Origin of the sequence: Bacteroides sp. 519 (genome assembly GCF_010500955.1) — a bacterium.
Taxonomy (GTDB): Bacteria; Bacteroidota; Bacteroidia; order Bacteroidales; family Bacteroidaceae; genus Bacteroides.
In genome coordinates this window covers 86,915-106,128 of sequence record NZ_QVMJ01000003.1, presented here as the reverse complement: position 1 = coordinate 106,128, position 19,214 = coordinate 86,915, and the positions used below count along the sequence as shown (strand labels likewise).

Here is a 19,214-nt window from a genome sequence, read left to right as displayed (position 1 = left end):
TATTCTAATTCAATTTATGACTTGTTTAATTAAACTCATGATATATTCCAAATTTTTAGTATCATTCACAGTGATTTCATAATCACCATTACCCCAATGTCCTTTGCGAGATACATCATTGGCAATCTTTTTTGGGTCATCCAAATCACCTTTATGCATGTTAATCCATATTTTCAACCCTTTTTGTTGAATATGAATGTCTGCAAGATTTTTATCCTTTTTAAATGCAATGTACAGTTTCTTCGGATACATTTCTATATCAGAAGTTAAATTCAAGATGGCATTTTTATATGTATCATACAATTCTATTATCTCTTCTGATTTTCCAGCCAAGTGATCTTCTTCTGTATAAACTTTTATTTCTTCTACGACTTTCCCTATGTTTGATTCTTCTTTACTTTGTACTTGCTTAATACTTGGTGCGGATTGAGATTTCTTAATTGGATTGATAACAATAATATCATTATCAAACCTCTTGATTTCCCAAAGTTCAATAGGTAAATCTTTGAAGTTAGAGGACTGGCGCTGAAAATCGGTAAAAGAAGGAGCAATAAAAATAACCTTACTTTGTGACCAGTCCACATCAGTACGTTTTAGGTTTTGTTTTTGCGATTCGTTATATTCTATGATAAAATCAGCTTTATATTCTAACATTAAATTCAGGTAGGAAACACCCTGATCAACTACACTGTAATTCCTGCCCCGCTTGTACTCAATGATAACAAATGAATGATTTTCTTCATCAAAAGCCAAGGTGTCGATACGACTGTTTTTGATAACAAACTCAGACTTGACAAACCGATAACCTGAAATTTGACTTAAGTTACTTTCGACTACTTTTTGAATATCTTTTTCGAGTTTAAAAGGTTTTTCTTTTAAACTGTTTAATGTGCTTTTGCTTTGTTGGAATAATTGCATATATTTTCCATTTTAATGAAATCTAAATATCTATTTAAAGAATTCATTTTCATTGGATTACTTATTTGTTTCGTCTCCAAAGATAGGAAATTTCAAGGGAAAGCACAATGATTTTCTGTTGAGTGTACATTCATGGTTTACACAACCCTTTCACAAGTGCTCTGAAGAGTGCCAGTAATTGCGGCAGCCCGGTTCAAAGGTCGTTAAGCGAATTTGTTCAACGGCTCAAACTGTTTTGCTCAAAAGGTCAATGTTAATTTCCAATGAATCAAATCAATAGTAGATATGAAAATAGGAAAATTGGTCTTTACGATGTAACACAAGACGTTAACCGTTGTACTCATGTAGTTTTCTGGTTTAACTCTTGGTTTAACTCTGTGGGTAAAATAGCAGTAAAAACAGGTAAAAATAGGGGGAAAATAGCGTAAAAAGCTGTGTTTTATAACAAAAAAAGCAGCCACAACCTAATGTAACTGCTTGATTTTCAAGGTGGTGCCACCAGGAATCGAACCGGGGACACAAGGATTTTCAGTCCTTTGCTCTACCAACTGAGCTATGGCACCTTAACCGTTTGCGGATGCAAAGATAGGAGTATTTTTTTATACCGCAAATTCTTAAATGAAAAAATGCAATAATTATTGCGATTTATTTGAGTAATTAAAAAAATGCCGTAAATTTGCATCACTATTGAAACGGAATGTGGCGCAGTTGGTAGCGCACTACGTTCGGGACGTAGGGGTCGGGTGTTCGAGTCACCTCATTCCGACAGAGTAACCGCAGTTGATTGATTATCAGTTAACTGCGGTTATTTTTTATGGAAACAAAAGTACACCTAAAAGTACCTAAAGTACACCTAAAAGTACATCTAAAGTGCAACCTAAAGGTACACCTAAAGTGTAACCTAAAGGTATACCTAAAGGGCAACCAAAGCCTTTATATATAAGAACGCGCAATAAACCAAAACAAAAACTAAAACAAAAACTATATAATAACTCTAGTGAGTTATTAACACACACACCCTAGTGCAGAAAAATGGAAGATAAAATCATGATCAGTTTATCCCGGTAGGATCAAGCCTTTATCCCGGTAGGAGAACCCATTTATCCCGGTAGGATGAAGCGTTTATCCCGGTAGGAGAAAACGTTTATCCCGGTAGGATGAAAATGATAGGTAATAAGGCTGTTTGAAACATTACAACACAACGAAATTTTAAGTAGCTAATGTACAGCGAAATATAAAATAAATGAAAAATTATCTCGCAAAAATGATCAATATCTTCCAAAATAAGAATTTCATGGATACGCTTTATTCACTGTACTGTACCTTTGCATTGTGATCAGGAGGAAATACATCAGGGCCCGATGTATGACGCTTGTAGCAATCGTTCTTTGAAATATTGATAGTAAAGTAAAGATAAAGTTGGTAAAGAAGATAAAGAGAGTAAAGAAGATAAAGTTAGTAAATAAAATAAGGGGTTGGGTAACTTTATCTTCTTTACCAACTTTATCCTCTTTACCAACTCTATTCTACAATATACTCTTCCGGGTTTTCCAAAACAATTTTTTGTGCCAGTTTTTGAAGATACTGAGCTTCATTAGCAGGCAAACCTGCTGTATAGCTCGATTGGAAAGGTTTTCCAAAGAATGTGGTATAAAATACACTAGCAGCTAAATAAGAACCTCTAAGGTTGGGATGGCTTTTATCCGAATCGTGAAGCTCGCCAGAATGATTTTCGCAAAAGTATTGTCGCCATGCTAAACCTACAGGGGCGCAACAGGCTCTGAATCGCTTGGCCATACCAAGATAAGTGTTCGCTAATTTCTGTTGCATTATTGGGTAACTCTCATTATAATGTCCCCAGGTCATATAAAAAACAGTTTTACCATTAGGACAGTATATTTTCCGGAGGCTATCCAGTTTCTGAGCATAAGGATAAACATTCTTCGACACCCATTCTTCTTCTCGTGCTGGCGCCTGACTTTGCTCCTGGAGTACAACAAAATCCCATCCTCCTTTTTTTATCGCATTCAATGTTTCTTCGCACGATGCATGCTTTTCTAGTGTCCACCCTCCATGTTCGACCATGGTAACCGATAAAGGTATTCCATCAGAGTGAGCAATGTTTTGTACCAACCAAGGTAAGCGGTTATAGTTAGTGTAACTATTTCCGATAAATAAAACCTTTATTGAATCAGTTTGTAATTGGGCATAGGAAGCAACTGTAATAGTTACTAAAAGTGTAAAAATGGAAATAATTTTTCTCATAGCACTCTGTCTAAAATGTGGGTTTAAGTTATCTTAGTCGTTATTTAGCCACAAATATAATACAATGAAATGTTAAATAGAATCCTATGCGGGATAATTAAGAAGAATAAAACGTTTTTTCCGACTATTTGACCAGAATGAAAGCAGAAGGCGCGAAAGCAGAAAGCGCGAAAGCATGAAGGTTTATACTTTCGCGCCTTCATACTTTCGCGCTTTCGCGCCTGCTGTTTACAACGTAACGCCAGTTTTAAATATGGCTATCTCACGATACCCGCTTTTTTCGTTATTAACCGGTGTGCCATTAGCAACACTGATTATATACTGTACAAACCTTTGATGAACAGTTTCCATTGTTTCTCCTTCGAGGAGAGAACCCGCATTAAAGTCAATCCAATTAGGCTTGCGGATATAAAGATTACTGTTGGTTGAGATTTTCATTGTAGGAACAAAAGTACCGAATGGAGTACCACGACCAGTAGTGAATAGTACGATATGGCATCCTGATGAGGCTAACGCAGTACTTGCAACAAGGTCGTTTCCGGGTGCACTTAACAAGTTAAGGCCTTTGGTTTTAAGTCTGCCGCCATATAAAAGCACATCTCTTACAATAGAATTACCAGCTTTCTGAGTACATCCCAATGATTTTTCTTCGAGAGTTGATATGCCCCCTGCTTTATTTCCCGGAGATGGGTTTTCATAAATAGGTTGCTTATTCTCAATAAAGTATGATTTAAAATCATTGATAAGATGAACTGTTTTATCAAATACTTCTTTCGATTCACTACGGTCCATCAGTATTGTTTCTGCTCCAAACATTTCAGGAACTTCGGTTAATACAGTTGTACCACCTTGTGCCACCAGAAAGTCGGAGAATACACCCAGTAAAGGATTAGCAGTAATTCCAGAAAAACCATCCGATCCACCACACTTCAAACCTACCCGCAGTTCACTTAATGGAATATCTGTTCGTTGGTCTTTCGAAGCAATAAGATACAGTTCGCGTAGTATCTGCATTCCTGTTTCCAGCTCATCATCAACTTTTTGCGTTTCCATAAAACGGATACGCTCTTCATCGAAATCACCCAGAAACTCACGGAAAGCACTTACCTGATTGTTCTCACATCCCAGTCCAACAACAAAAACAGCCCCCGCATTAGGATGCAAAACCATGTCGCGCAGAATTTTACGGGTATTCTCATGATCGTCGCCAAGTTGCGAACAACCATAATTGTGAGGCCATGCAACAATCGCGTCTACTCCGGCAAGTTTTGTTTCATCTTTCAGGATATCAGCTAAACGTTGGGCAATACCATTAATACAACCTACTGTAGGAACAATCCAAATCTCATTTCTGATGCCTACATCGCCATTTTTACGTCTGTAGCCCTTAAAAGAAAGAAGTTCCGAAGCAGGATCGGTAGGTACTAACTTTGGGTTATATGTATAATCCTGTAATCCTTCAAGATTCGTTTTGATATTCTTCTCGTTTACCCATTCTCCCGATGAAATGGGAACAATTGCATGGCCGATAGGAAAACCATACTTAATGATGTTATCATTAGGCTTTAAATCCTGTAGGGCAATTTTGTGCCCCGCGGGAACATCCTGTTTAAGGATGATGTTTTTTCCACCAATATTTAATTCTGTTCCTGCCTGGATATTCTCAACAGCTACAATAACATTATCCGCAGGATTTATTTGAATATAAGTCAGCATATATTAAGAGTTTTGAGTGATGAGTTTTGAGTAATGAGTGGTGAGTGGTGAGTGGTGAGTAATGAGTTTTGAGTAATGAGTTTCCATGCGGCATCGTTAACTCATTACTCATTACTCATTACTCACCACTCATTACTCAAAATTCATCACTCAAAACTTGTAACATTCCTTTTTCCTGAATAGCTTCCAGGTAATAAGTTACTTTATCTGTAAGACCAGGAATCAGGTTCAAATCTTCTCCCCAGATTGATTTTTCGGCCAAAACACCTTCGGCTACCTTGCGGTAAGAACCTGATTGCCATAAGTTTTGCAGAAGTTCAAGAATCTCTTTAGCATCGTTTGGTTCAGCTTTCATTCCATCGGCACGGGCATCACCTTTATAATAAGTAATAATACCGGCTAGTCCCAGAACAAGACCTTGTGGCAATTCGCCTTTACGCTCCAGATATATTTTTAATCCGGGAAGATCGCGGGTTTCGTATTTAGGGAATGAGTTCAGCATGATCGAGGTCACAGCATGCTCAACAAACGGATTATTGAAACGTTCCAAAACATCGTTTGCATATTCCTTTAATTCATCCTTAGGTAAATCCAACGTTTCCATAAGCTCGTCGAACATTACTTTGTGGATGTATTTTCCAATCACTTCATGTTGGCAGGCTTCGCGCACAATATTAACACCCGATAGCCATGAAACAGGAGATAATACACTATGTGGGCCATTAAGCAGTGTAACTTTTCTTTCGTGATAAGGCTTTTCACTTGGAACAAAGAGAACATTCAGTCCTGCTTTATCAGCAGGGAACTCTTCTGCCACCGATTGTGGAGCCTCGATTACCCACAGATGAAATATTTCGGCCTGTACAACCAGGTTATCGTTGTATTGCAGCTTTTCTTTGATGGCATCAATATCCTTACGAGGGAATCCGGGTACAATACGGTCCACTAAAGTAGCGTACACTCCACATGCTTCGGTAAACCATGTTTTGAATTCTTCGCCAAGTTCCCACAAATCTATATATTGATAAATGGTTTCTTTCAGTTTATGGCCATTCAAGAAGATAAGTTCGCAGGGAAAGATAATCCAGCCTTTGCTTTTATCGCCATTAAATGTTTTAAAGCGATGATAGAGCAATTGGGTAAGTTTTCCCGGATAAGACGATGCAGGTGCATCAGTAAGTTTGCATGCAGGATCGAATACAATACCAGCCTCGGTTGTGTTAGAGATAACGAACCGCATTTCCGGTTGTTCGGCAAGTTTCATGAAAGCATCAAACTCTTTGTAGGGATTCATTGCACGGCTTATCACATCAACCATGGTGAGGCTATTCACTTTTTCGCCTTTGTCCAACCCTTGCAGGTTTACATGATACAAACAGTCTTGCGCATTAAGCATATCAATCATACCGTTTTCGATGGGTTGTACAACAACCACACTACTGTTGAAATCGGTTTTATCGTTCATCATTTTAATCATCCAATCGGCAAAAGCCCGTAAAAAGTTACCTTCTCCAAACTGAATGATACGTTCGGGATATACGCCTTTCTGTGCTGTTTCCTTATTTAATTCTTTCATGGCATTTTTATGAGTTTTGAGTTTATAAGTTTCGGTTCAAACATAAGATTTTATTTAATTTCTATAGCTGTTTTCTCACTGTCAGGAAGTTTCTCTCCCTCAATGGTAACATCATTCGAATATTGTATTTTTACCTTTGGCCCTTCCTCCGGTAGAATCTGTACGTTTTTCAGGATAACTCCGCTGGCATGAACCAATTCGGCTCCAAACCGGGAAGTAATGATTGCGTTTTCTACTTGGATATTCTGTATTTTCATTTCAGGCAATCCATTAAAAAACATTGCACGGCGGGCACCTTTACATTTTACATCTTTAATAAAGATATTGCGGAACGATGGTGTTTCTTCCGTAACCGGCGGAAGGTCGAAGTTTGCTTCACGTCCTTCTTCCAAATCTTCCATTGCCGATTTACCACTATAAAACAAATCAAATAATAAAGGTTCTGTAGGAATATCTACCATATTGATGTTTTCAATCCAGATGTTTTCAACAACCCCTCCGCGTCCGCGTGTACTTTTAAAACGTAATCCAACATCAGTTCCAAGAAACAAACAGTCGGCTACATGAATGTTTTTCACTCCTCCCGACATTTCGCTACCTACAACAAAACCTCCATGGCCGTGTAATACTACGTTGTTTTTAAGAATTACATTTTCGCAAGGTTCATTTCTATCTCTTCCGTCTTTATCTTTTCCCGATTTAATACACATCGCATCATCGCCAACATCGAACAAACAATTTACTATCAGTGCATTCTTACACGATTCCAGATCCAAGCCATCGCCATTCTGTGAATACCAAGGATTAAAAATCTTCAGATCGGACAAGATTACATCCTCGCACGACAGCGGATGCAGGCACCATGCCGGAGAATTACGGAATGTAACACCTTCTAAAAACACTCCTTTGCATTTAACGAAACTCAGCAATACCGGGCGCAGCCAATGGTGAATGGCTTCCCACTCGGCATCTTCTTTAAGGTTTTGAGGGTTGTTAAACGAGTCGCTTATTTTATGTCCCAACATTGATTGTTCGCTTGGATACCAAGTGTCCTTCTTTTCATTAAGTATACCTCCCGAGGCCACAAGTGCATTCCATTGTGATGATGTTAGCTTTCCTTTTTTTACAAATCTCCATGCATCCCCCGATCCATCGAAAACTCCTTTCCCAGTGATAGCAATATTTGTTGCCCCCTTTGCATTGATAGGCGAGGTAGACCGCCGGGTGTTTAATCCTTCAAAAGAAGTTTCAATAATTGGATATAATTCAGGATTGGGGTCGAATATAATTAACGAGTTTGCTTCGGCATGCAGGTTGATATTATCCATTAAGGTGATTGGTCCTGTATTCCATATTCCTTCGGGAATAACCACTGTTCCACCACCTTTTTGGGCTATATCTTGTATTGCACGGTTAATAGCTTCTGTGTTGAGGGTGATTCCGTTATTTACAGCACCATAATCAAGGATGTTAGCTATACGATTGGGAAATTCCGGACGTTCGAGAACTTTCATCTCGAAAGGAACATTCTCAAAATATGATTTGAATGAACCACTTCCTGAATCAGATATTTGGGTTGTATGTGAATGACAACTAACAGATAATAAACCTGTTAGCAGACCGAGCGAGAGTAGTTTTAAATGCTTCATAATATTAATTCTTATTCAAGTTGCAATATTAATCCTATTGTGTAAGAGTAAGGAGTAATATTTGTTTTTTGGATTAGACAAATTGAATGAACCAAAAAATACTGGTGCGGCGAACAATTTTTCCACATGTAATTGGGCTCTAAAACTATAAAACAAAATGTCCCATGCTTAAAAACAAAAAATACACACTAATTTTGTATTCCCCCAATATCTTTGCTAACAGTTATGAAACTAATGTAAAATTTTTAATTTAACACTATGCTGAAAATGCCTAATAAGATGAAAAACATGCGCGCCTTGCTTCTAATGCTGTTGGCCATGGTTACGCTAAGCGTATCTGCGCAGAATGTTAACCTTGTTGGTACTATTGTTGATAGTACTGGGGAGCCCATCATTGGTGCTTCTATAATGGAAAAAGGTACCTCCAATAATGGTACTATTACTGATTTGGACGGTAATTTTAGTCTGAAAGTTGCTTCTAACGCAACAGTTATCATCTCTTATATAGGGATGAAGTCGCAAGAAATTTCTGTAAATGGTAAATCCCGTATCGATGTAACTTTACAAGATGATGCAACTGCTCTTGACGAAGTAGTTGTTATTGGTTATGGTACTGCAAAACGTAAAGACCTTACCGGATCTGTTGCTTCGGTAGGATCGGAAGCTATTGCAGCGGTGCCGGTTTCGTCGGCAGCTGAGGCTATTACTGGTAAATTGGCTGGGGTACAAATATCTACAACGGAAGGATCACCAGATGCTGAGATTAAGATTCGTGTGCGTGGTGGCGGTTCTATCACTGGCGATAATAGCCCTTTGTTTGTTGTTGATGGTTTTCCTGTTGAGTCAATTGGTGATATTGCTCCTTCGGATATCGAATCTATCGATGTATTGAAAGATGCTTCATCTACTGCTATTTATGGATCACGTGGTGCTAATGGTGTAATCATTGTTACAACTAAGAGTGGTAAAGAGGGAAAAGTAAATGTTAACTATAATGCATACGTAGGTTGGAAAAAGATGGCGAAGCAGTTGGATGTGCTTGACTCTTACGATTATGCTTCGTGGCAATACGAACGTGCAATGCTTAGAAGCAAACTCGAAGAATACACAAAATTCTTTGGAAACTACCAAGATATGGATATGTATAAAGAGGTGGGAAGCAACGATTGGCAAGAGCAAACATTTGGTCGCACAGGCTTTTCGTTTAATCACAATTTAAGTATCACTGGTGGTACTGATAAACTGAAGTATGCATTTAGCTATAGTCGTACAGACGAAAAGGCGATCATGCAAATGTCTGATTTTAAACGCGAAAACCTGTCTCTTAAACTGAATAGCAAGCCCAATAAGGCTGTTACTATCGATTTCTCAGTACGTTATTCGGATACCGAAATTAATGGAGGTGGAGCAAACGAGCAGAATGAAATATCTTCGGCCGACTCTCGTCTAAAATATGCAATGATCTATACTCCGTTTCCTGTTAGTGGTTTGACCGATAGCGATGAAACCGACGATGAGTTTAACCTGCACCACCCTTTGGTTGCTTTGAAAGATAACGACCAATATCAGGAACGTAAAAGAATAACCCTGAATGGAGGCGCTACTTGGGAAATAATTAAAGGTTTAAGGTTGCGTTCGGAAGTGAGTTTAGATGACTATCGTAAGAACGATGACCGTTATTATGGTACTACCACTTATTATGTGAAAAATGTGCCAGCTACAGAAAACAAAGAATTGCCAGCTGTAATATTTACTAAGAGAGACCGTACTTCATTCCGTAATACCAATACAGTTAACTATGATTTTAAAAATTTGATTCCTAGTGATTTTACTTTAAATGTATTGGCTGGTCAGGAATATATTGTAACCAAAGAACAAGCTCTAACATCTGCTGTTCATGGCTTTCCTTCTTCTTTCACATTCAGCCAAACTCAGAAACTGTCAGCTCAGGGTAATCCATATTCAACAGACAACTTCTTTTCGCCTGATGATATCTTGCTGTCTTTCTTTGGTCGTGCAAACTTTGACTATCTCAGCAAATATATATTTAGTGCAACATTCCGTGCAGATGGATCTTCTAAATTCTCGGAAGGGAACAGATGGGGATATTTCCCTTCGGCAGCTCTTGCCTGGCGTATATCTTCCGAAAGTTTCATGGAAAACACTAAAACATGGCTGGACGACTTAAAACTTCGTGTTAGCTATGGTACTGCTGGTAACAATAATATTCCTTCTGGACAAATGGCTCAAACTTATGGTGTAAGTAGTACTGCTTGGGTAAGTGGATTTGGTAGCTATTGGTCGCCTTCGAAAGTAATGGCTAATCCGGATCTTAAATGGGAAACAACAGTAACTCGTAATATAGGTTTAGACTTTACAACCTTTGGCGGACGCTTTAGTGGTACATTAGAAGGTTATATTAATAATACCGAAGATTTGTTGATTGGATATACTACTACTGGAACAGGATACGATAGTCAGTATCGTAATATGGGCGAAACTCAGAATTCTGGATTCGAAGCAACATTGAATTGGGTAGCCATTAACAAGAAAAACTTTGGATTGAGCCTAAGTGGAAATATTGGATTCAATAAGAATAAAATTAAATCACTTGGTCAAATGAATTACATTACAGGCGAGTCAGGATGGGCTTCTTCCGAAATAGGTATAGACTATAAGATTACAGAAAATGGTTCTATCGGTCAGATGTATGGCTATAGAAGCGATGGTCGTTACGAAGTGTCAGATTTTGAAAGCTATGACCCAGTATCAAATACATGGAATCTGAAAGAGGGCGTGGTTGACTCAAAAGCTGTTGTAGGTACAATACGTCCAGGTAGCATGAAGCTGAAAGACCTTGATGGTGACGGATTTGTGACACGTGATGATAAAGATAAAGAAGTGATTGGTGATTCAAACCCACTGCACACAGGTGGATTCACAATTAATGCACGTGTGTATGGCTTTGATTTAACAGCCAATTTCAACTGGAATTATGGAAACGATGTATATAATGCAAACAAAATAGAATATACTTCAACAAGTAAATATCACTCGCGCAATATGCTAAGCGAGATGGCCTCGGGCAAACGCTGGACCAATTTATTACCAGATGGAACAATCTGTAACGATGCTGAACAATTGGCAGCCATGAATGCAACCACCACAATGTGGTCGCCACTAATGGACAGATTTGTATTCAGCGACTGGGCTGTAGAAGATGGTTCATTCCTTCGCTTAAATACATTGACACTAGGTTATACTTTACCTGCATCACTTGTGCGGAAGGCTAAGATACAAAACTGTCGTTTCTACGTAACCGGATACAATGTATTCTGTCTCACCAATTATAGCGGTTTTGATCCGGATGTATCTACTCGCCGTAAAACAGCTTTAACTCCGGGCGTTGACTACTCTGCTTATCCAAAGAGCCGTTCTATAGTGTTTGGTGTAAATCTGAATTTCTAATTATCTAAAAACAAACAGTAATGAAAAAAGTAATATATTCCTCCCTGATAGCCTTATCGCTTACAGCAGGTATAACCTCGTGCGATGATATATTAGATGCACCCACAAAATCATCTATGGACGAATCTGTGATTTTCTCGACTCCAGCGCTGGCTGAAGGAGCAATTGCAGGTGTTATCCAATCTTTTTGTGAAACAAACTCGTATCGTGGCCGCTTTCTAGTACATTACGGAACTAACAACGATTGTGAAGTGACTAACAGCTTGCGCACCACTACAGGCGATGCAGCAACACTGGCCAATTACATGACTACTCCGGGCAATGGACAAATGAATACTGAAAATAATGCCTATGCTAAATTTTATGAAGGTATTGAACGTGCCAATCTGGCCATCCGTGGTATTCGTACATATGGCAATGTAGAAAGTAATAAAGAAATGGCACAAATATTAGGTGAGATGTTGACCTTACGTGCTGTGGTGTATAGCGACTTGTTGAAAGCCTGGGGCGATGTGCCTGCACGCTTTGAGCCTATAAGCACAGAAACAGTGTATGTGCCAAGGGCGGATCGTGATGTTATTTACAAACAGTTACTTGCTGATTTGGAAGAAGCTGCCGAACTAGTTGAATGGCCCAATGCTACAGCTACAACCAAAAGCACAGAACGTGTGAATAAAGCTTTCGTTAAGGGGCTTCGTTCGCGTTTGGCATTGGCAGCCGGAGGATATGGTCAACGTATGGATGGAACCATTCGCAAGAGTACCGACCCTGAACTAGCTTCTGATAAGATGTATGAAATTGTAAAAAAAGAATGTTTAGAGGTTATTAATAGCGGCACATGTCAACTGCTTGGATTTGAAGAAGCATTCAAAGAATTCTGTGGTGAGAAACTTACAGCCGGTTTAGAAACATTGTGGGAGATACCATTTAGTGATGGTCGTGGCCGTGTTATCTTTGATTTAGGATTGCAGCACACCAATACCGACAAATATACAGGACAAGCCAGAGGTGGAAATAATGGTCCTAATCCAGCTTTGTTTTATGACTACGATAAAGATGATGTTCGTCGTGATGTAACCTGCATTCCTTATGTGTGGACAGATGGCATACAAGTTCCTGGAAACCTTAATAAATGGTGCTTTGGTAAGTATCGCTATGAATGGTTGCCACGTGTAGTAACATCAACTAACGACGATGGTTTGAACTGGCTTTATATGCGCTACTCGGATGTTATTCTGATGGCTGCCGAAGCGATTAACGAATTAGATGGTCCAGCTGCTGCTGCTCCATATTTGAAAATGGTTCGCGAACGTGCATTTCCAAACAGTTCGGCAAAAGTATCATCGTTTATGACTGCTGTCACTGCCAGCAAAGAAGCATTCTTCAATGCTATTGTTGACGAACGTGCATTTGAGTTTACTGGCGAAAAACTGCGTAAGGGTGACCTTATCCGCTGGAATCTTTTGGGAAGCAAAATCAAGGAATCACAAGAGAAACTGAAACAATTAGCCAATCGCGAAGGCAAGTATGCCAATTTGCCTAGTAAGATATATTATAAGAACGAAGGCGAAGAGGTTATTATCTATGGCTTAGAGTTTGGTGATACTGATGAGAAAGGTGTCAGTCTTGGATATACATCTAGCAAAAACTGGAATCTGTTGAGCGATAGTGATGCTGTTCCTTACTATAATTGTTTGGCTCTTCGCGATCCTGACTTGCAACAATACTGGCCTATTTGGCAAACATTTGTTGATAGCAGCAATGGCCTGATAACTAACGATGGATACAATCAGCCATAAGAAAATGAAGAACTTTTAAATCAGAATAACAATGAACAAATATATCAAACATATAACCGCCGTATTGGGGGTTGCCGTAATGCTATTTGCCACCAGTTGTGGCGATGATATTGCCGATGAAATAACATCACTGGAAACCAGCCGTTTGTTTTCGCCCACCAATTTAACCATTGTAATAAGAAATCAGGTGAATGCGGCTATTTCTTGGAAAAAGGTGAATAATGCAAAGAGTTATACACTCGAATTATTTGAGAATGGCAATGAGAATTACGAGGGTACTCCTTTAAAATCTGTTGCCGATATAACATCAACATCTTATGTTATCAACGGTTTGTTAGGTGAAGAGAATTACTCACTTCGTGTAAAAGCTGTTGGCGAAGGTATTGCCGACTCTAAATGGACAAGCGAAACATTTAAAACAGATGCCGAGCAAATATTTTATGCTATTGACCCAGCTGAGATCAAGAAGACAGAAGTAACGCTTCGCTGGCCCGAAGGAGAAACTGCTACAACTATAAATGTAACTCCCGGAGACATTGTATATACACTAACAGCCGAAGATATTGCTGCCGGTGCAGCCACCATAACAGGGTTGCAGAAAGAAACTGATTACACAGCCAAATTACTGAATGGAACCAGAACCCGTGGTACATTAACTTTCAAAACCAAAGGTGATACAACACCTGTATCTGTAGAAGATGATTTAGTTGCTTTACTGAAAGATGCCGACGAAGGTACAATTTTCTCAATGCTCGAAGGTACATACGAATATCCAACGCTAACCATTGAAAAGAATGTTACATTTAAAGCAGATAACTCAAATAAGAAACCAATACTGAAATCAACCATCTTCCATGTGAAGGCAGGAGCAGCACTTACTTTGGAAAGCCTTATTCTGGATGGTACAGCATCAAGCGGTGATCAAGCAATTGTTTATGACGAAGATGGCGAATATGGTGCACTTACTATCAAAGACTGCGAAATAGCAAACTACACCAAAGGAACTTTGTATGTAAACAAGAAGTGTAACATTGTATCGGTGACTATAACAAACAATGTTTATTCGAATATAGAATGTAATGGCGGCGATTTTATTGACTTCCGTAATGGTATAGCTCAAACATTTGAGTATACTAACAATACTGCATATAACAGTGCTTTAGGACGTGACTTCTTCCGTATGGATGCCGGAGGTTCAACAAACTTCCCTGGTGTAACCAGCAAAATCAATATTAGTAATAATACATTTAATAATGTAACCAATAACAAAGGCAAACGTATTTTGTATATTCGTTTGGCTAGTCATGAAATTACATTCAACAAGAATATTCTTGCTAACACAGAAGGTTATTATTCAAATCAAACTTCCACAACCATTAAGGAAATGAAGGATAATAATTACTTCAAAGCACCTAACTTCACAGCTAGTACGCAAGATAAAGCTATTAATGATGCTGGCACATATACCGAACTGGATCCCGGATTTAAAGATGCTGCCAAAGGTGATTTTACTATTAGCAACCAAGATTTGATTGATGCTGCTATAGGTGATTCCAGATGGCGTTAATTAGTGAGATTAGATAAATAGGTTAGTTTTAAAAAGGAGTTATTTGCTGTATGTAGCAAATGGCTCCTTTTTTCTATATTTTACATCATGAAAAAACTCCTCCCACCCCTCCTCCTTGCCCTAACATTATCCCTTAACGGCCAGAATGCCCAAAACCACGAAGTAACCAACAACATGCCCAGCTTCTACCAGGAACTCAAACAAACCCTTACCTGGCCACTGGCCTGGGGCAACTCACCCATTACAGACTTTACCGAATGGCGAAAAGAAGCCCGTAAAACGCTGCATGAGTGTATAAGTCCGGCACCACTATTCTCTTGTTTCAATCCCAAAATAGTTGAAGCAGAACAACGGGATGGATACAAAGCCCTTAAAATAGAACTCAATGTATCCAATTGGTCGTACATACCCGCGTATCTACTTATACCCAATGGAGAAGGCCCATTCCCTGCTATTGTAATGCTGCACGATCACGGTGCACATTTTACCATAGGCAAAGAAAAGATGGTTCGCCCTTTTAATGTTTCACAGGAAATAATGGACGATGCAAACGCATGGGCTGATAAATGTTACGAAGGTCAGTTTGTAGGCGATTACTTTGCCTCCAACGGTTTTGTTGTGTTAGCCATCGATGCCCTGCTTTGGGGCGAACGGGGTAGGAGAGAAGGACCACATTACGACTCTCAGCAAGCACTTGCAGCAAACCTGATGCAGATGGGAATGTCGTGGGCTGGCATCATTACTTACGATGATATTCGGTCGGCAGAGTTTTTGGCAACCCTGCCCTTTGTTGATGCAGAAAGAATAGGTGCTGTAGGATTCTCCATGGGAGCTCATCGGGCATGGATGTTGTCGGCTGCAACCGATGTAGTAAAAGTCGCCGCCGCTATTTGTTGGATGAATACCACAGAGCATCTGATGACCCTCACCAACAACCAGAATAAAGGCGGATCGGCCTACTCTATGCTTGTGCCTGGCATCCGAAATTATATGGATTACCCACATGTAGCATCTATAGCCTGCCCCAAACCCATGTTGTTTTTCAATGGAACTAAAGACAAGCTTTTCCCGGTTGAAGGCGTTAAGGATGCTTATGCAATTATGCACAAGGTATGGAAGCAACAAAACCAAGAAAGCAATCTGGTAACTAAACTATGGGATCAGCCACATACCTTTAATAAAGAAATGCAGCAGGAAACATTAAAATGGATTGAGGGAGTTTTGAATAATGAGTAATGTGCCAATATGCTAATGTGCCAATATGAATAATGTGCCAATATGCTAATGTGCAAATGTGCTAATTGGCTGCGCATTAATTACTCAATAATTATTATCTTTGCCTCCGGATGAACTCAAAACACATTACTCAAAACTCAAAACTCATTACTCAAAACTTATTATGAAGTACATTCTATTATTTTTAATTCTACCCTTGTTAGCCTTTCAAAGCAAACCTGTAATCACTATTTATATGATTGGCGACTCTACCATGGCTGATAAAAGTCTTGCAAGTGGTAACCCCGAACGTGGATGGGGGCACATGCTACCCGGATTCTTTTCTAGTGATGTGGTGATAGACAACTATGCCGTAAACGGACGAAGCACCAAAAGCTTTATCGATGAAGGACGCTGGGACGAAGTACTCAGCAAACTGAAACCGGGCGATTATGTTTTTATACAGTTTGGACATAACGACCAGAAAGAAGACGAAGCACGCCATACAAAACCCGGAAGTACCTTCGATGCCAATCTGGAACGCTTTATTAAAGAAGCCCGGCAGAAAGGAGGAAAGCCTGTATTGTTTACCTCTATCGTACGCAGGCAGTTTGATGCCTCCGGCCATTTGATTGATACACACGGCGACTATCTAACTGCAACCCGCAATGTAGCAACCCAGATGAATCTTCCCATGATTGACCTCAATGAACTAACCAGTCAGTGGGTAAGACTTTTAGGCGATAAGCCATCGCGTAAATATTTTATGTGGGTAGAACCTGGAACTGTTCCTGCTATGCCTGCCGGAAAAAGAGATGATACCCACCTTAATATAGCAGGAGGAAGAGCTGTTGCTGCCCTAGCTGTGCAGGCATTTAAAGAAAAACTTCCCGAGCTGGTACCTTATATTAGAACATACGATTTTGTTGTAGCCCAAGACGGTTCGGGCGATTTCTTTACCATACAGGAAGCCATTATGAATGTACCCGACTACCGGAAAGAAGCCCGTACTCGTATCCTTATACGCAAAGGCACTTACAGAGAAAAGCTGATAATACCCGAAAGCAAAATAAATGTATCACTGATAGGAGAGGAGGGAACTGTTATCGCTTACGGCGACTATGCACAGAAGGAAAACATTTTCGGTGAAGAGAAATCTACTTCCGGATCGGCTACCTGCTACTTTTATGCAAACAACCTGTATGCCGAGAACATAACTTTCCAAAACACATCAGGCCCGGTAGGGCAGGCAGTTGCTGTACTTGTAACAGGCGACCGTACTGTTTTTAAGAATTGCAGCTTCCTGGGATTTCAGGATACACTCTACACTTACGGTATGGATAGCCGTCAGTATTACGATAACTGCTATATCGAAGGATCGGTTGATTTTATCTTCGGATGGTCTACCGCTGTATTTAGCAACTGTACCATTCACAGCAAAGCAACAGGATACGTTACTGCTCCATCTACCCCTGAAGGAAAAGAATATGGGTATGTATTCCTTGATTGTAAACTTACTGCTGCCGACGATGTGGATAAGGTTTATCTTTCCCGCCCATGGCGAAACTTTGCCAAAGCCGTATTTATTCGCTGCGAAATGGAAAACCATATTCAACCCGAAGGCTGGGACAACTGGAATAAAAAGGATGCCGAGAAAACTGTATTTTATGCCGAATACCAAAGTACAGGCCCCGGAGCCAGACCAGCAAAACGTGCATTATTCTCCACACAACTTAAAAGCCTGAAAGGATACTCTATTAAAGATATTCTGAAAGGTAACGATGGCTGGAACCCATTAACAGATCCGGAGAGTTTGATACAAACAAAAAGATAGTTGATTAGTTGAGAGTTGAGAGTTGAGAGTTGAGAGTTACGATGCCGCATGGTAACTCTCAACTCTCAACTCTCAACTCTCAACTCTCAACTATTAACCCACCGTCATTTCCCCTGCAATCGACACTCCCATTCTTTTTCGTACTTCTTCCGTACTTAATCCATGTCCAAGTAAAAACATTAATTTGGTGATGGCAGATTCTGTAGTACTATCGTGGCCACTCACAACTCCCGCTTGCAGCAACTGATAACCAGTTTCATAGCGTTCCATCTCAACTGCCCCTGCGCTGCACTGTGTTATATTTACTATCACTATGCCTTTACTGCTGGCTTCGCATAACAATCGGATAAACCACTCTTTGCGTGGTGCATTGCCCGAACCATACGTTTCTAACACAACAGCTTTTAGACCGGGTACGGCAAGTGTGGCAGCAACCACATTCTCTTGTAACCCTGGGAATATTTTCAATATCGCAATGTTTGTATCCAGCAGATAATGAGGCTTCAAGTCTCGGTCTTCCCTCTTGCTGTAATTACGTATAACCTGATTGTATTTAATATGAATTCCCGCTGTAGCCAGTGCCGGGTAGTTAAAAGAACGGAAGGCATTAAAATTCTCGGCATTTAGTTTTGTGGTACGGTTGCCGCGCATCAAATGATTCTCAAAAAAGATGCAAACCTCCGGAATCAATGCTTTACCCTCTTCGTTGCGGGCAGCTGCAATCTCAATGCTGGTCATCAGGTTTTCTTTGCCATCTGTTCGCAGAACACCAATGGGCAATTGCGAACCTGTAAGAATTACCGCTTTGTCGAGCCCTTCCAGCATAAAACTCAAGGCCGAAGCCGTAAACGCCATGGTATCTGTACCATGCAGAATCACAAAACCATTATACTCATTATAATTATCACTTATAATTTTAACCAGCTCTCTCCATGCATTCGGATCCATATCCGATGAATCTCTTGGCGGATCAAACTGAAAAGAATCTATGCGAAAGTGAAAACCTGCAAGCTCGGGTACATGCTTTTGAAGTTGTTCGAAGTTGAAATTCTCTAACGCCCCAGTCTCGGGATTCTCAATCATGCCAATGGTGCCACCGGTGTATATTAGCAAAACGGAAGTAGATTCTTGTGTCATGAGATGAAAATAGCTAATGTTTGTTTGCAAAGATAATGATATAAATCATATTAGCTGTTAAAATGACAGT

11 protein-coding genes and 2 tRNA genes are annotated in these 19,214 nt (G+C 39.8%); 6 read left to right on the top strand and 7 right to left on the bottom strand.

The window, feature by feature from the left end:
- Positions 1–9: 9 nt before the first annotated feature.
- The gene (locus D0T85_RS03505; RefSeq protein ID WP_163210297.1) at positions 10–918 is read right to left on the bottom strand and encodes a DUF5655 domain-containing protein; all 909 of its coding nucleotides are present in this window, start codon (positions 916–918) and stop codon (positions 10–12) included.
- Positions 919–1,408: 490 nt separating this feature from the next.
- Positions 1,409–1,481, bottom strand: a tRNA-Phe gene (locus tag D0T85_RS03500).
- A 130-nt stretch (positions 1,482–1,611) separates the two neighbouring features.
- On the opposite strand from D0T85_RS03500, the gene D0T85_RS03495 reads away from it, so the two are divergent.
- A tRNA-Pro gene (locus tag D0T85_RS03495) sits at positions 1,612–1,684 on the top strand.
- Positions 1,685–2,439: 755 nt separating this feature from the next.
- Here the strand turns inward: D0T85_RS03495 and D0T85_RS03490 are convergent.
- The 4 genes from D0T85_RS03490 to D0T85_RS03475 all read right to left on the bottom strand — a co-directional run bounded on the left by D0T85_RS03490 (position 2,440) and on the right by D0T85_RS03475 (position 8,124).
- The gene (locus tag D0T85_RS03490) at positions 2,440–3,183 is read right to left on the bottom strand and encodes an SGNH/GDSL hydrolase family protein (RefSeq protein ID WP_163210295.1); all 744 of its coding nucleotides are present in this window, start codon (positions 3,181–3,183) and stop codon (positions 2,440–2,442) included.
- Between the two features lie 228 nt (positions 3,184–3,411).
- Complete coding sequence (locus D0T85_RS03485; protein WP_163210293.1) at positions 3,412–4,899, bottom strand: UxaA family hydrolase; 1,488 nt, start codon at positions 4,897–4,899, stop codon at positions 3,412–3,414.
- A gap of 136 nt (positions 4,900–5,035) precedes the next feature.
- Positions 5,036–6,475 carry a tagaturonate reductase gene (locus tag D0T85_RS03480; protein ID WP_163210291.1) on the bottom strand — a complete coding sequence of 480 codons (1,440 nt, stop codon included), beginning with the start codon at positions 6,473–6,475 and terminating at the stop codon, positions 5,036–5,038.
- A gap of 50 nt (positions 6,476–6,525) precedes the next feature.
- Positions 6,526–8,124, bottom strand: a complete 1,599-nt coding sequence (locus tag D0T85_RS03475; RefSeq protein ID WP_163210289.1) for a glycoside hydrolase family 28 protein — start codon at positions 8,122–8,124, stop codon at positions 6,526–6,528.
- A gap of 267 nt (positions 8,125–8,391) precedes the next feature.
- On the opposite strand from D0T85_RS03475, the gene D0T85_RS03470 reads away from it, so the two are divergent.
- The 5 genes from D0T85_RS03470 (at position 8,392) to D0T85_RS03450 (ending at position 18,007) form a co-directional block, all read left to right on the top strand.
- Positions 8,392–11,592: a TonB-dependent receptor gene (locus D0T85_RS03470; protein WP_163210767.1), complete on the top strand. Its 3,201-nt coding sequence runs from the start codon at positions 8,392–8,394 to the stop codon at positions 11,590–11,592.
- A gap of 20 nt (positions 11,593–11,612) precedes the next feature.
- Positions 11,613–13,391 carry a RagB/SusD family nutrient uptake outer membrane protein gene (locus D0T85_RS03465; protein ID WP_163210287.1) on the top strand — a complete coding sequence of 593 codons (1,779 nt, stop codon included), beginning with the start codon at positions 11,613–11,615 and terminating at the stop codon, positions 13,389–13,391.
- A gap of 31 nt (positions 13,392–13,422) precedes the next feature.
- Positions 13,423–14,958: a DUF4957 domain-containing protein gene (locus D0T85_RS03460; protein ID WP_163210285.1), complete on the top strand. Its 1,536-nt coding sequence runs from the start codon at positions 13,423–13,425 to the stop codon at positions 14,956–14,958.
- Between the two features lie 87 nt (positions 14,959–15,045).
- Entirely contained in the window at positions 15,046–16,194 is a 1,149-nt protein-coding gene (locus D0T85_RS03455) for a dienelactone hydrolase family protein (RefSeq protein WP_163210283.1), read from the top strand.
- 163 nt (positions 16,195–16,357) lie between these two features.
- On the top strand, positions 16,358–18,007 hold the full coding sequence (locus tag D0T85_RS03450; protein ID WP_163210281.1) for a pectinesterase family protein: 1,650 nt from the start codon (positions 16,358–16,360) through the stop codon (positions 18,005–18,007).
- Positions 18,008–18,100: 93 nt separating this feature from the next.
- Here D0T85_RS03450 and D0T85_RS03445 read toward each other — a convergent pair whose 3' ends face one another.
- A complete protein-coding gene (locus tag D0T85_RS03445) occupies positions 18,101–19,144 on the bottom strand; it encodes an asparaginase (RefSeq protein WP_163210279.1) in 1,044 nt (347 codons plus the stop codon).
- Positions 19,145–19,214: the final 70 nt, after the last annotated feature.